The organism is Pseudomonas sp. PH1b, assembly GCF_000633395.1.
GTDB lineage: Bacteria > Pseudomonadota > Gammaproteobacteria > Pseudomonadales > Pseudomonadaceae > Aquipseudomonas.
In genome coordinates, this window is the sequence record NZ_AYMU01000011.1 from 49,435 (window position 1) to 62,673 (window position 13,239).

At 65.8% G+C, this 13,239-nt stretch carries 13 protein-coding genes; 5 read left to right on the forward strand and 8 right to left on the reverse strand.

What is annotated here, in order from left to right; genetic code table 11:
• Positions 1-175: 175 nt before the first annotated feature.
• From U873_RS0118980 to U873_RS0118990, 3 genes are all read right to left on the reverse strand, one after another.
• Positions 176-625 (reverse strand): PTS sugar transporter subunit IIA, encoded by a 450-nt coding sequence (locus tag U873_RS0118980; protein ID WP_025129740.1) that lies wholly within the window; start codon positions 623-625, stop codon positions 176-178.
• Between the two features lie 236 nt (positions 626-861).
• Complete coding sequence (locus tag U873_RS0118985; RefSeq protein ID WP_025129741.1) at positions 862-1,899, reverse strand: ABC transporter substrate-binding protein; 1,038 nt, start codon at positions 1,897-1,899, stop codon at positions 862-864.
• Positions 1,900-2,254: 355 nt separating this feature from the next.
• Complete coding sequence (locus U873_RS0118990; RefSeq protein ID WP_025129742.1) at positions 2,255-3,283, reverse strand: ABC transporter substrate-binding protein; 1,029 nt, start codon at positions 3,281-3,283, stop codon at positions 2,255-2,257.
• 227 nt (positions 3,284-3,510) lie between these two features.
• On the opposite strand from U873_RS0118990, the gene U873_RS0118995 reads away from it, so the two are divergent.
• Positions 3,511-4,428: a LysR substrate-binding domain-containing protein gene (locus U873_RS0118995; protein ID WP_025129743.1), complete on the forward strand. Its 918-nt coding sequence runs from the start codon at positions 3,511-3,513 to the stop codon at positions 4,426-4,428.
• 92 nt (positions 4,429-4,520) lie between these two features.
• Positions 4,521-5,675 carry an alpha-hydroxy acid oxidase gene (locus U873_RS0119000; RefSeq protein ID WP_025129744.1) on the forward strand — a complete coding sequence of 385 codons (1,155 nt, stop codon included), beginning with the start codon at positions 4,521-4,523 and terminating at the stop codon, positions 5,673-5,675.
• A 51-nt stretch (positions 5,676-5,726) separates the two neighbouring features.
• On the opposite strand, the gene poxB is transcribed toward U873_RS0119000, so the two are convergent.
• Both poxB and U873_RS0119010 read right to left on the reverse strand, forming a co-directional pair.
• Positions 5,727-7,466, reverse strand: a complete 1,740-nt coding sequence (poxB, locus tag U873_RS0119005; RefSeq protein WP_043274597.1) for a ubiquinone-dependent pyruvate dehydrogenase — start codon at positions 7,464-7,466, stop codon at positions 5,727-5,729.
• A gap of 206 nt (positions 7,467-7,672) precedes the next feature.
• The gene (locus U873_RS0119010; protein ID WP_025129746.1) at positions 7,673-8,740 is read right to left on the reverse strand and encodes an FAD-binding oxidoreductase; all 1,068 of its coding nucleotides are present in this window, start codon (positions 8,738-8,740) and stop codon (positions 7,673-7,675) included.
• Positions 8,741-8,868: 128 nt separating this feature from the next.
• Between U873_RS0119010 and U873_RS36725 the strand changes: the two genes are divergently transcribed.
• Positions 8,869-9,030 (forward strand): hypothetical protein, encoded by a 162-nt coding sequence (locus U873_RS36725; protein WP_157838105.1) that lies wholly within the window; start codon positions 8,869-8,871, stop codon positions 9,028-9,030.
• Here the strand turns inward: U873_RS36725 and U873_RS0119020 are convergent.
• On the reverse strand, positions 9,003-10,541 hold the full coding sequence (locus U873_RS0119020) for an MFS transporter (protein ID WP_025129747.1): 1,539 nt from the start codon (positions 10,539-10,541) through the stop codon (positions 9,003-9,005). The two genes, U873_RS36725 and U873_RS0119020, sit on opposite strands and share 28 nt — an antisense overlap.
• The gene (locus U873_RS0119025; RefSeq protein WP_025129748.1) at positions 10,538-11,035 is read right to left on the reverse strand and encodes a heme-binding protein; all 498 of its coding nucleotides are present in this window, start codon (positions 11,033-11,035) and stop codon (positions 10,538-10,540) included. The genes U873_RS0119020 and U873_RS0119025 overlap by 4 nt, the downstream gene beginning before the upstream one ends.
• Positions 11,036-11,137: 102 nt before the next feature.
• Between U873_RS0119025 and U873_RS0119030 the strand changes: the two genes are divergently transcribed.
• Entirely contained in the window at positions 11,138-12,019 is an 882-nt protein-coding gene (locus U873_RS0119030) for a LysR family transcriptional regulator (RefSeq protein WP_025129749.1), read from the forward strand.
• 75 nt (positions 12,020-12,094) lie between these two features.
• Positions 12,095-12,472 (forward strand): VOC family protein, encoded by a 378-nt coding sequence (locus tag U873_RS0119035; protein WP_025129750.1) that lies wholly within the window; start codon positions 12,095-12,097, stop codon positions 12,470-12,472.
• Positions 12,473-12,595: 123 nt separating this feature from the next.
• Here the strand turns inward: U873_RS0119035 and dhaL are convergent, their stop codons facing one another.
• Entirely contained in the window at positions 12,596-13,237 is a 642-nt protein-coding gene (dhaL, locus tag U873_RS0119040; protein WP_025129751.1) for a dihydroxyacetone kinase subunit DhaL, read from the reverse strand.
• Positions 13,238-13,239 lie beyond the last annotated feature (2 nt).

The following is a 13,239-nucleotide window of genomic DNA, read 5'->3' on the forward strand; positions in this document are numbered from 1 at the left end:
GGCGCCCCCTCGAGCACTGGGCAGCGCGAGGTGCAATGAACGTTAATGGATGAGTCAGCTAACCGCCAATAGACGAAATCTTGTGCTGGGCGGTGATCAGTGGTCTGGGGCTATCCTGCTCGCTGCCGTGGGATGGCCAACCTGTAGTGGGGCCGGCGCAGGTGGCAGGCACAGGCTACCAGTGATCGAACAGCTGCTTGACCTGGATCGCCTCGCTGCAGCGCAGCAGCGCCTGGCGAAAGCGCGGGTTGGCGAACAGCCGGGCGGCGTCCGCCAGCAGGTCCAGGTGTTGCTGGTCGGCGGGGGCGGGCACCAGCAGCACCAGGATATCGCTGACCGGCTGCTGGTCCTGGGCGCCAAAGGCCATGGCGGTTTGCGGTCGCAGGTACAGCGCGTGGATGCGCTCGAGCTCGGCCAGCCGCGCATGGGGCAGGGCCACGCCTTCGCCGATCGCCGTACTGGCGGCCAGTTCCCGGCGCCACAGGCTGGCGGTGACCCCGTCCGCCGGCAGTTGCCGGGTCTCTTGCAGGTGCCGGCCGACCTGTTCGAACAGGCGCTGTTTGCTCGACAGATTGACGTCCAGGAGGATGTCTTCGACCTGCAGGTAACGGGCAAGCTTGCTCATGGGCTGCTCCGGGAATGGCGGGAGGCTTTCAGGTGCGTCTGAAGGACCATTGAAGCGCATTTGCCGAGCCGGGGCAGCAATGGGCAGGCAGTCTTTACGAACTCTTTAGACGCGCGTCGCCTGGCAGAACGCAAGGCTGGCCAAGCCCTGAACCGATCAGCATGGCGATGACGGTCGTTACCGGTAGCCTTGGCTCACCTGCAGCCCGGCGTCAGTTCGACCCCGGGCTGGCGACGTCAGCGTGCCGCCCAGGCGTTGAAGCGCTGTTCCAGTTGCTCGCCATGGTCGGCCCAGAACAGCGCATCAACCGGAACCTGTTGCGCGAGGTTCTGCGGCGCCGTGGGCAGTTCGGCTATACGCGCCTTATCGAGCAGATCCATGGCGGCGAGGTTGGCCGCGCCGTAATCAATATGCTCGGAGAACAGCTTCTGCTGCCCCGGTGAGACGGAGAAGCTGATGAATTGGTATGCCTTGGCCTGCTGTGAGGCTCCGCGCGGGATGGCCCAAGAATCGAATTCGTAGAGACCGCCGGACCAGACAATGTCCAGGCCGTATTTTTTGCGCTGCTCAGCCGAGAGGCGGCCGTTGTACACCGAGGTCATCACCACGTCACCGGCTGCCAGGTATTGCGGCGGTTGGGCGCCGGCTTCCCACCATTGAACATGGGGCTTGATCTCATCCAGCTTGGCGAACGCACGGTCCTGGCCTGCCTTGGTGGCGAGCACCGAATAGAGGTCACGAGCTTCGACACCATCGGCAATCAGCGCGAACTCCAGGGTCGACTTGGCCAGTTTGCGCAGGCCACGTTTGCCGGGGAATCTCTTCACGTCCCAGAAATCCTTCCAGCCGGTGGGCGCTTGCGCCAGCTTGTTGGCGTTGTAGGCCAGGACTGTTGAATAGACCAGGAAACCAACGCCGCAGGGCTGGAGTGCACCGGGCACGAACTCCTTGCTGTCGAGGCCGAGTTGAACAGGGTCCAGTGTTTCGAACATCCCCTCGTCGCAGCCTCTGGCCAACTCGGCGGACTCCACTTCGACGACGTCCCAGGAGACGCTGCCGGTGTCGACCATCGCCTTGATCTTGGCCATTTCGCCGTTGTATTCGCCAGCGATGATTTTGCCGACGTTGCTGCGTTGCCAGGGCTGGTAGAAGGCCTTCACTTGAGCTTCCTTGTTGGCGCCACCGAAGGAAACAATGGTGAGGTCGGCTGCAAGCCCAAGGGGGGTGATTATCAAGCCTGTTACCAGGGCGCTGAACTTCAGGATGCTGATCATTATTATTATCTCCTACGCTACAAGGATGTCTTCGAGACATTCCGGCACGCCGGGGTCGTTCCGACTGCGTTGCTCGGAACACCGGGGCGACTGTCGCGAAGCCGCACAACCAGAGCTCAGGCTGGATCGGGGGCCAGCGTTGTTGCTCCACCTGCCAACATGGCATGGGGGGCATGATCTGAATACCTGGCAGTCCTGATCCTTGGATCGTCCAGGACTAAACTATTGCCGGCAGCGCGTGCCCTTGGCCGAGCAATGGTCGGCGCGCTGGCGGTCATCCAAACCGAGGGTCCAGGTTCAAGCTCGCTGCAGCCTCGGGTTTCAACCGTCGACCACCGCCGCCTGGCTCGCCGGCCTAGCGTGCGGCCCAGGCGGTGAAGCGTTCCTCCAGCTCATGCCCATGTTCGATCCAGAACTCGCTGTCGACTTTCAACGCGACGGCCCTGTTCTGTGGCGCGGTGGGAAAGTTGCGCTGGGTTTCGGCTGCGATCAGTGCCAGCGTCTGCTTGTGGGTCGGGCCGTTGTGCATGATTTCGGCGAACGGTTTCTGCTGCGCCGGCAAACTGGCGAACGCGATGAACTTCAACGCCGCCGGCACATTCGGGCTGCCCTTGACGATGCCCCAACTGTCCATGTCGGAGAGGTTGCCGTCCCACACCAGCGGGAAGTCATAGCCGGCCTGTTGGGCACTGACGGCGCGGGCGGTGTAGACCGAGGTCAGGCTGACATCCCCGGCTGCCAGCCACTGCAGGGGCTGGGCCCCCGATTCCCACCACTGGATCTGTTGCTTGATCTGGTCCAGCTTGCGAAACGCCCGGTCCACGCCACCGGCCTCACGCAGCACGCTGTATACCTGATGGCGAGGTACGCCGTCGGCCATCAGGGCGATCTCCAGGGTCAGCTTGGCGCCTTTGTGCAGGGCCCGCTTGCCGGGAAAGGTCTTCAGGTCCCAAAGGTCGGCCCAGCCGGTCGGAGCCTTGGGCACGGCCTTGGGGTTGTAGACCAGGGCGGTGGACCAGATGAAGATGCCCACCCCACATTCGCTCAGGGCGCCCTCGACAAAGTCGTTTTGAGCCAGCTCGGGCATGGCCGGTAGCCGTTCGAACAAGCCCTCGTCGCAGCCGCGCTGGATTTGTGCATGGTCCACTTCGACCACGTCCCAGCCGACGCTCCCGGTCTCGACCATGGCCTTGATCATGCCGATCTCGCCGTTGTACTCGCCGGCTCGGACGCTTATCGAGTGCTGTTGTTCGAAGGGGGTGTAGAACGCCTGCTGTTGGGCCTGCTTGTTCAGCCCGCCGACGGAGACCACGGTCAGGCTGTCGGCCTGGGCCGCGTGGCAGAGCAGCGCCAGGGCCAGGGTACTGAGAGCGATTTTAAGCATGGCTGGTCTTCCTTCTTGTTGTTGTTTTAAAGATCGCGAGAATCATCCTAGCGAGCACGGCTGGCGCCGATGAGGAATAAAAGGCGCGCTCCGCGGGAGGTTTTTTCTCACGGCGATGCATAGATGTCGCCCTGGCACCAGCAGCCTGGGTAAGATCCGGACCTTGGCGCAACCCTGTACCGGAACTGTGTCTGGACCATTGTCGGAGTGCGCTCAGGAGCCCAGCCATGAACAATTTCACTGACTATCGCCTGCCTTCCCTGGATGCACTGCTGGCCTTCCAGGCGGGCGCGCAGTTGCAGAGTTTCGAACGCGCGGCCGATGCCCTGTCGCTCACCGGCAGCGCCTTGCGCAAGCGCATTGCGGGCCTGGAACAACTGCTGGGCGTGTCGTTGTTCGAACGCCAGGGTGGCACCTTGATGCTGACGGTGCAGGGGCAGGTCTACCTGGAGCAGATCAGCCCGATCCTCGCGCAGTTGCTGGCGATCCCCGGGCATCAGCGGCCCGTGCAGCGCAAGCAGCACCTGATGGTCAGCTGCCCGCCGACCTTCGCCCGCCAGGTCCTCATCCCGCGGCTGCAGGAGCACAGCCTGGCCTGCCCCGACGTCGACCTGCAGATCCAGCTCAGTGCGCCCATGGGCAGTGTCGATGGCAGTGCTTGCGATGTGCTGATCAGTGGCGACAGCGCCGAGGTCGCGCCAGGCCAGCGGCTGCTCGACGAGCAACTGCAGCCCATGGCTGCGCCGGCCTTGCTGGCGCGTTTCCCGGACCTGGACCCGGTGCGGGATTTCGCCCGCTTACCCTTATTGCGTTCTCCCCTGGAGCCCTGGCGGCCCTGGTTCATGCAGGCTGGCCTGGAGCTCCTCGAACCAAGGCAGGGGCCGGCCCTGCTGGACTTGGGCATGATGCTTGAGGCCGCGGCCAAGGCTCAGGGCGTGGTCCTGGCGCGGCCCTCACTGGCACAGGCGTGGCTGGCCGATGGGCAACTGGTGGCGATTGGCAAGGTACGCAGCGAGCCCTCCTTTCACTATCAACTGCGGGTTCGGCAGCCATCGCCGGCGGCAGCAGCCTTCAGCGCCTGGTTGACCCGGGTCTGCCATGAAACTGTGCTTGAGGCGGAGGCACGCTTGCAGCATTCGCTGTAGGAAAGTTACGCCCGATAAGTGCGAAATCTTTTCCCGGTAACGCCTCGGGCGGGCCGTTAATCTCGCGCTGAACCTCAATCGGGAGCGGGCCAATGCCCATCATCACCTGTATCGAAGACCTGCGTGCAATGGCTCGGCGGCGGGTGCCGCGAATGTTCTATGACTATGTCGATGGCGGCTCCTGGACCGAAAGCACCTACCAGGCCAACCAGGCCGACTTCAGCGCGATCAAGCTGCGCCAGCGGGTCGCACGCAACATCGAGCATCGCTCGCTCAACACCCGGCGACTGGGCATCGACATGGCCATGCCGCTGGCCATCGCGCCCACTGGCCTGGCCGGAATGATCTGCGCCGACGGCGAAGTTCTTGCCGCTCGCGCCGCTACCGCCGCGGGCATTCGCTACACCTTGTCGACGGTGAGCATCTGCTCCCTGGAGGACATCGCCGAAGCCATTGCCGCGCCGTTCTGGTTCCAGCTCTATGTCATGCGCGACCGTGGGTTCGTCGCCAGCCTGATCGACCGGGCCAAGGCCGCCGGTTGTGATGCCCTGGTCCTGACCCTTGATCTGCAGTTGAGCGGCCAGCGCCACAAGGACCTGAAAAACGGCCTCAGCATTCCACCGCGACTGACCCCCTCCAGCTTGTTGAACATCCTTTGCAAGCCACGCTGGATCAAAGGGATGCTGGGCACGCGCCGGCACCATTTCGGCAACATCATGGGGCATGTCAAAGGTGTTGATGACATGCAGCAACTGGCTGAGTGGACTTACCAACAGTTCGATCCGCGCCTGAGCTGGGACGACATTCAATGGATCAAGGAGCGCTGGGGCGGCACGCTGATTCTCAAGGGCATCCTGGATGTCGAGGACGCGCGCCTGGCGTTGGCCAGCGGCGCCGATGCGCTGATCGTCAGCAACCATGGCGGCCGTCAGCTGGACGGCGCTCCTTCCAGCATCAGCATGCTGCCGGCGATCGTCGAAGCGGTCGGTGATCGGCTCGAAGTCTGGCTCGACAGCGGTATCCGCAGCGGGCAGGACGTGATCAAGTCCCTGGCGTTGGGGGCCCAAGGGGTCATGCTCGGGCGCGCGCATCTGTATGGCCTGGGAGCAATGGGCGAGGCCGGGGTGGCCAAGGCTCTGGAGATCATCGCCAGAGAAATGGACCTGACCCTGGCGCTGTGCGGTTACACCGATGTGCAGCACCTGGATCACCGCATCCTGTTGCCGGGCAGTTACCCTCTGCCCTAGGCAGTGCTGCGAGCGGGTGCTCGCAGCCTGGCTGGCGGGCCGCGCCTGGCCCTAGCTGAACAGCTTGCCCTTGAGCCAGTTGGTCTTGGCCAGTTCGATCACCTCGTCGCCCCGTCCACTCATCACTGCCTTGAGCATGTACAGGCTGAAGCCCTTGGCCTGTTCCAGCTTGATCGCCGGAGGCATGGCCAGTTCCTGCTTGGCGGTGAGCACGTCCACCAGCACCGGGCCGTCATGGGCCAGGGCTGTGCGCAGGGCGCCTTCCAGTTCCTCGGATTTTTCCACCCGCAGGCCGAGGATGCCCATGGCGTTGGCCATGGCGGCGAAGTCCGGGTTGTGCAGGTCGGTGCCGGTGTCCAGGTAGCCGGCGGATTTCATCTCCATGGCGACGAACCCCAGGGAGGCGTTGTCGTAGACGATGATCTTGACCGGCAGCTTGAGCTGGGCCAGGGAAATGAAATCGCCCATCAACATGCTGAAGCCGCCGTCGCCGGACAGTGAGATGACCTGGCGATCCGGGTACGTTGCCTGGGCGCCCATGGCCTGGGGCATGGCGTTGGCCATGGAACCGTGGTTGAAGGAACCCAGCAAGCGCCGGCGGCCATTCATCTTCAGGTAGCGCGCGGCCCAGACCGTGGGGGTGCCGACGTCAGCGCAGAAGATCGCATCGTCGTCCGCCAGTTCGCTGAGCAGGCGGGTCAGGTATTGCGGGTGGATCGGCCGGTCGGCAGCGGAGGGCTGGGCCAGGTCGTCCAGGCCCTGGCGCGCCTTGGCGTAGTGCTTGAGGGACTGCTCTAGAAAGCTGCGATCACCCTTGTAGGGCAGGCGCGGCAGCAGCGCCGCAAGGGTTTCGCTGACGTCGGCAACGATGCCCAGGTCCAGGCCGACCCGCCGCCCGAGGGCCTGGGGATCATGGTCGATCTGCACCACGGTGGCGTCGCCGGGGTAGAACTGGCGATAGGGAAAGTCGGTACCGAGCATCACCAGGGTGTCGCAGTTGAGCATGGCGTGGTAACCCGAGCTGAAGCCGATCAGCCCGGTCATGCCGACGTCGAACGGGTTGTCCCATTCCACGTGCTCCTTGCCCCGCAGAGCATGCACCACCGGTGCACCGAGGGCCTCGGCCAGGGCCACCACCTGGTCGTGGGCGCCGGCGCAACCACTGCCGCACAGCAGGGTCACGGCCTTGCTCTGGCTCAGCAACTCCACCAGCCGGTCGAGGTCATGGGGGGCGGGCAGGGTGCGCGGCGCCTGCAGCGCCGGCCAGGGTTTGCTGGCGGCGGGCAGCTGTTGCAAGGCCACGTCGCCGGGGATCACCACCACTGCCACGCCACGATTGAGGATCGCGCTGCGCATGGCCCGGTGCAGCACTTCGGGCATCTGCGCCGGGTTGCTCACCAGTTCGACAAAGTGGCTGCACTCCTTGAACAGCTCTTGGGGGTGGGTTTCCTGGAAATAGTTGAGGCCGATTTCCGACGACGGGATCTGCGCGGCAATCGCCAGCACCGGCACATGGTTGCGGTGGCAGTCGAACAGGCCATTGATCAGGTGCAGGTTGCCCGGCCCGCAACTGCCGGCGCACACCGCCAGTTGCCCGGTGAGCGCCGCTTCGGCGCCGGCGGCGAAGGCCGCCACTTCTTCGTGGCGCACGTGCATCCACTGGATGCTTTGCATGTTGTGCAGGGCATCGGTGAGGCCGTTGAGGCTGTCGCCGGTCAGCCCCCAGATGCGCTTGACCCCGGCTTGCTCAAGGGTGGTCGCCAATTGCTGGGCAATCGTGATGTTCGCCATGGAGTTCTCCAACCGTTCGAGTAAGAAATCGTTGCGATCAACAGAGGACAACAGGCGGGGGCAGATGATTCCGCCGGTTCACTGGCGCGCTTGTCGCAGGCAGTGAACGGCGGCGTGGCGCGGGCTGGCGCGGCGCGGCTGAGCGCCAAAGGCCTGAGCCAGGGTGTTGCGTGCCGGGGCGCGGGTGGATGGGGCGCTGCCAGGCTTCAGGTGAACCGTTCGGGGCGGCAGGCATCGAGTTCGACACAGCGCTGGCCATGGACCACTTCCTCGCTGACCAGGCGTCCGACGCTGGCGGCCAGGGTTACCCCAGCGTGCATCACGGCCAGGTACAGGCCCTGCTGCCCGGGACAGTGGCCGATGATCGGCAGGCGGTCCACGGGCATCGGCCGCTGGCCGACCTCCACGCTGCGCAGGCTGATGGCCTCGGCTCCGCGCAGCGCTGAGCGGAGCACTTGCAGGGCCTGCTGCGCAATGGCCTGTGGGCCCCTGGGGCCGTCCGCGTCAAGGTAGTCTTCGGCTGCCAGCAAGCCACCGTCGCTGTCCTCGCGGACCTCCAGCTGATCGTTGGAGACCAGGGTCTTGACCAGCCCTGGCGGTGCATCGAAGCGCAGCAGGATCGAGGGCGAGGCCTGCACTGGCAGGTTGATGCCCAGGGGCGCCAGCAGGAGCGGGCTGGCACAACCGGCGGCGAGCACCACGCAGTCGGCGCGCAGCACTGCGTTGGCGGTGCGTATCCCGACGACCTGCTGGCCTTCGACCTCCAGGCCCAGCACCGGGGTGTGTTCGAGCACCTGGGCGCCGTGGGCACAGGCGGCGTCGAGCAGGGTGCGAATGGCGGCGACCGGATCCAGGCTGCCTTCGTCCCGGGCGTAGCGGGCCCGCTGCGCTGGCGAGTTGAGGTTGGGCTCTAGCTGGCTGATTTGCGCGCGGGTCAGCCAGCGGGCCGAGCCGATGGGCGCGACCTTGCAGCGCTGTTCCGAGTCCAGGGTGGCCCGGGTGTGGGACAGCGCGCCGCTCCAGTTGATCGCCAGTTGCGGCAGTGCCTGTTGCAGGCGTCGGTAGTCCGTGAGCGCCAGGCGGCGCAGGGCATTGCTGGCGTCGGGGGATTCGTCGGCCTGGTTGATCCAGGCAAAGGACTGCCTGCTGACACCGGCGGCCGGGGTAGCCTGTTCCAGCACCGTGACCCGGGCGCCAAGGCTCGCCAGGTGATAGGCGATGGACGCGCCGACAATGCCCGCGCCCACTACGATGATGTTTTTATCCTGCACCATTTGACCTCATTGTCTGGTTTGCCGGGCGGCTCATTGAGCGCAAGCCTGGCGCACCTTAATCCTCGCCAGAGGTCTGGGCAATTTGCACAGTGTTATGAAAGTGCAACCGGAGCCTGTATGGCGATTCGGTGCTGGTTGTTGCAGGCATCGGCGAAGACCGGATGGCGCTGCCTGTGTCGCTGACCCTGGGGGTTGCCGCAGGCCAGCAGGCGCCGGTCGATGCCGCGGTCGCCAATGCCGGCCTGGCGGCTGCTCCATGGATCTATTCGATCTTCAGTGCCAGCCCCTGAGCCTGGGGCAGGGGCTTGCGCATCAGGCTGCCGACCACCAGTGCGCCCAGCAGGGCGAGGAACCCGGCGACGGTCAGGACCAGGGCGAAACCGGCGACAAAGGCCTGGTTGGCCAGTGGCTCGATCAACGCTCGGGCACTTTGCGGCAGCCCGGCGAGGGCCCCCTGCATGTCGCCGGCGACCACCCGCGAGGCAATCTCCGGCGCCTGTTGCAGCCATTGTCCGGCCTGGGTTTCAAGATTCTGCTGCAAGCGCTGCTGGGTGTGGCTGCCGAGCAACGCGCCGAACACGCCGATGGCCAGCATGATGGCGCTGAAACGCATGGTGGTGCTCATGCCCGAGGCCATGCCGGTACGCTCCCGGGGCACGCAGGCCATGATGTTTTTCTGTGTGTCGCCATTGAGCAGGCCGGCACCGGCACCGGTCACGGCAATGGCCAGGGCGAAGCTCAGGTAGCCTCCGGCCTGCACCGCCCAGGCGCTGAGCAGGTTGCCGCAGCCCACCAGGGTCAGGCCGGCGGCCATCAGTGTGGCCGGGGCATAGCGCCCGGCCAGGCGTGCGCCGATCCGCGGGCAGATGAGCATGGTCAAGGCAAAGGGCAGCATGCCCAGGCCTGAGGCGATGGCCGAGAACCCCAGGCCGTTCTGCAGGTAGAAGGGCAGCAGGGTCATCATCACCTGGGCGCAGCCGGCGTAGGCGAACATGCCCAGCAGGGCTCCGATGAAGCGCGGGTGGCGAAACAGTTGCAGGTCGACCATGGGCCGGCGCTGCACCCGTTCGATCAGCACGAACAGGCCGAGCAGGGCGATCCCCGCCAGGAGCCGGGTGCTGGTGGCGGGATGGCTCCAACCGATGCGGTTGGCTTCGATCAGGCCCCAGATCAGGCACAGCAGGCTGGCACTGAAGGCCAGGCTGCCCCAGGGGTCCAGGCGCGCGGCCTGGGTATCGCGGGATTCGGGCACGTTGCGCAGCACACTCCATAACAGCAGCAGGCCCACCGGCAGGTTGAAGTAGAAGATCCAGCGCCAGCCGAAGTATTCGGTGATCAGCCCGCCGACGGTGGGGGCGGCGGTCATTGCCATGCCCATGCAGGCACCCCAGAAGGCCCAGGCCTTGGCCCGTTCCACTTCGTCGTGGAAGGTATGGCCGATGGAGGCCAGGGCCGAGGTCAGCAGCAGGGCCGCCCCCACGCCTTTCAGCGCCCGGGCGATGTCCAGCAGCAAGGCGTTGGGCGCCGCGCCGCAGCCCAGGGACGCGAGGATGAACAGGCCGAGGCCGCAGAGCAGCACGCGCTTGCGGCCGAAGCGGTCGGCCAGGCTGCCGGCCGGCAGCAGCAGCGCGGCGAAGGCCAGCATGTAGGCGCTGACCACCCATTCGATGTCGGCGAAGTTGGCCCCCAGGTCGCGGGCGATGCTGGGCAGGGCCACGGCGACGATATTGGTGTCCAGGACGATCAGCGAACAGACCCCGGAGGCGGTGAGCAGGGTCAGGCGCGGGTTGACGGCGCTCATGGGGTCACCCGCTGGGCCAGGGTGGCGATGGCCGCCAGGGCGATTTCATCGTCGTGGGCCGGGGTGTCGGCACTGACCCCGATGGCCCCGACCACCTGGCCGTCGACGATGATCGGCTGCGCGCCTTTCATCATCAGCAGGCCGGCGCTGAGGGCGGCGGGGCGGCCGCCATTGACGGCGTTTTCCAGGTCCCCCGAGGGGCGCTTGAACAGCGCTGAAGTGCGCGCCTTGCCCTGGGCCAGTTCGATCCCGGCTACCACCGGGGCGCCGTCCATGCGTGCGCCGAGAATCGGCCAGCCACCGTCGTCGACGATCACCACCGCGCAGGGCCAGCCCTTGGCGTTGGCGGTTTCCTGGGCTGCTCGCAGCAGGCTCTGGGCACTGTCAAGGGTAAGGATTGCCTTGTGGGCAACGTCGGGTCGAATCTCCCCAGCTACAGCAGTCTGCAGGCTGCAGCAGGTGATCATTGCCAGAAACAGGGGTTTGACGCGCATGGCCGTGGCTCTCTACTGTGAAGGTCCGCTCAGCTTATCCCGGCCCTTGAGGGTCTTTGTTAGCTGCTGGCGGGCAGTTCATTACCTTTGAGCTAATGCCTTATGGAAATTCGTCACTTTCGCTACTTCCTGGCGGTGGCCCGGCAGCGCAATTTCACCCGTGCCGCTGAGCAACTGGGCATCGCCCCGCCGACCCTGAGCCGGCAGATCCAGGACATGGAAAAAGCCCTGGGCACGCGCCTGTTCCTGCGCCAGCAGCGCGAGGTCAGCCTCACCGAGGCCGGTGCCACGCTGTTGCTGGAGGCCGAGGCGACGGTGCGCCAGTTCGAGTTTGCCCAGCGCAACGCGCAGCGCGCCGGGCGCGGCGAGATCGGTCACATCGAGCTGGGCTACGTGGCCTCGGCGGTGTATTCCGGGTTGCTGCAGAAACAGGTGCAGGGCTTTGGCCGCGATTGCCCGGACGTCAGCCTCAATGTGCGGGAGATGCCCATGGCGACACTGCCGGCGCGCATCGCCGACGGGCGCCTCGATGTTGGCTACATCCGCTCGCCCATGCCCCTGCCGGAGGGGGTCGAGGCCATTCGCCTGGACGCCGAGGGTTTTGTCCTGGCGCTGTCAGCCGAGTCCTGGTTGTGCCGCCTGCCGCAGATCGCCTCCGAGCACCTGCTCAACGAGACCTTCATTCTGCCCGAGCAGATCAGCGGCACCCTGCAGGTGGCGGCCCAGGGCGCCTACGCTCCCAAGCTCGGGGCTCAGCCCGGGGGCCTGGTGGCGGTGCTGGCCCTGGTGTCCCTAGGGCAGGGGGTGGCGGTGGTTCCCGAGTCGGTGGTGGGCCATGTCAGCCTGCCCAATGTCCTGTACCGGCCCATCGGCGGCAGTTCGGCATCGTCCTGGCTGTCGTTGATCCATCGCCGTTTCGAGCAGGCTCCAGCAGTGGTGCGCTACATCGAACAGGTCCGGCGCGAGTACCGGAACAAGGCCTGAGAAGGCGTGTTCAAGCAGATGACTGGCGCGCATAATCCTCGCCTTGTGCGTTTTTCTTCAGGAGCTGAACCGCCCATGATCGACCACCTTGACCATCTGGTACTGACCACCGTCGACCCGGTCGCCGCCGAGGATTTCTACGTGCGGGTGCTGGGCATGCAACTGCAGACTTTTGCCGGCGGACGCAAGGCGTTCAAGTACGGCAACCAGAAGATCAACCTGCATGTGCGCGGCCATGAGTTCGAACCCAAGGCGCACCTGCCGGTGCCGGGGGCGCTGGACCTGTGCTTTATCGCCAGCGTGCCCCTGGAGCAGGTGATTGCCCACCTGCAGCAGGTCGACTGGCCGATCATCGAAGGCCCGGTGGCGCGCACCGGGGCCACGGGGCCGATCCGTTCGGTGTACCTGCGGGACCCGGACCTGAACCTGATCGAGATTGCCGAACAGGTGTAGCCGCAGTCATCGGCTGGGCTCGACCGGCAGGAGCCCTGGGCTGGCAGAGCGCCCGGCTCTTCCGGGCTCGGCAGTGGCCCAACCCATGCCGAGCCGGGATCGCCAGGGCGCGCGCAGGGCTGATCAAAGGCGCGCGGTGATGGAGTCCGCCAGGCGCTCGAGAATCAGGCAGCAGGACACTGCCCCGGCATCCAGTACCCCCAGGGAGCGCTCCCCAAGGCGGCTGGCCCGACCGATCCGCGCCACCAGGTCGCGGGTCGAGTCCCGGCCTTGGGACGCCGCACTTTTCATGCGTTGCAAGGCCTCCTGGAACGAGGCTCCGGCAGCTTCGGCCTGCTCGAAGGCCTCCACCGCCGGAATCAGCGTGTCCATCAGGCACTTGTCGCCCACGCCGGCCTCGGTGATGTCCTGCAAGGAGGTCAGGCCGCCCCGCAGCAGGCGGGAGAAACCCGCGGCGTCGATCCGGGTGGCGCCGCGCACCTCGTTGGCCATGCCGATGAACAGGCTGCCGTACAGCGGCCCCATGGAGCCGCCGATGCCTTCCATCAGGCTCAGGGTCAGTTCGTCGAGGGCTTCTGCCAGGCCCAGTTCGCGACCTTCAAGGGCGCGCCCGCAATGGGCGAAGCCCTTGGCCATGTTGATCCCGTGGTCGCCATCGCCGATGGCGCCGTCCACTTCACTCAGGTACTCGCGGTTGGCCACGATCACCGTCACCAGATCGCTGACGATGGCGCTGCCGTCCTGGCTGGAAAACTGCTGGTTCATGG

What these genes read in the sequence shown, in the direction of transcription:
- U873_RS0118980 (WP_025129740.1), bottom strand. Translation starts at nt 625, where the DNA reads ATGAGCAAGCTTGCCCGTTACCTGCAGGTCGAAGACATCCTCCTGGAC.
- U873_RS0118985 (WP_025129741.1), bottom strand. Translation starts at nt 1,899, where the DNA reads ATGATCAGCATCCTGAAGTTCAGCGCCCTGGTAACAGGCTTGATAATC.
- U873_RS0118990 (WP_025129742.1), bottom strand. Translation starts at nt 3,283, where the DNA reads ATGCTTAAAATCGCTCTCAGTACCCTGGCCCTGGCGCTGCTCTGCCAC.
- U873_RS0118995 (WP_025129743.1), top strand. Translation starts at nt 3,511, where the DNA reads ATGAACAATTTCACTGACTATCGCCTGCCTTCCCTGGATGCACTGCTG.
- U873_RS0119000 (WP_025129744.1), top strand. Translation starts at nt 4,521, where the DNA reads ATGCCCATCATCACCTGTATCGAAGACCTGCGTGCAATGGCTCGGCGG.
- poxB (WP_043274597.1), bottom strand. Translation starts at nt 7,466, where the DNA reads ATGGCGAACATCACGATTGCCCAGCAATTGGCGACCACCCTTGAGCAA.
- U873_RS0119010 (WP_025129746.1), bottom strand. Translation starts at nt 8,740, where the DNA reads ATGGTGCAGGATAAAAACATCATCGTAGTGGGCGCGGGCATTGTCGGC.
- U873_RS0119020 (WP_025129747.1), bottom strand. Translation starts at nt 10,541, where the DNA reads ATGAGCGCCGTCAACCCGCGCCTGACCCTGCTCACCGCCTCCGGGGTC.
- U873_RS0119025 (WP_025129748.1), bottom strand. Translation starts at nt 11,035, where the DNA reads ATGCGCGTCAAACCCCTGTTTCTGGCAATGATCACCTGCTGCAGCCTG.
- U873_RS0119030 (WP_025129749.1), top strand. Translation starts at nt 11,138, where the DNA reads ATGGAAATTCGTCACTTTCGCTACTTCCTGGCGGTGGCCCGGCAGCGC.
- U873_RS0119035 (WP_025129750.1), top strand. Translation starts at nt 12,095, where the DNA reads ATGATCGACCACCTTGACCATCTGGTACTGACCACCGTCGACCCGGTC.
- dhaL (WP_025129751.1), bottom strand. Translation starts at nt 13,237, where the DNA reads ATGAACCAGCAGTTTTCCAGCCAGGACGGCAGCGCCATCGTCAGCGAT.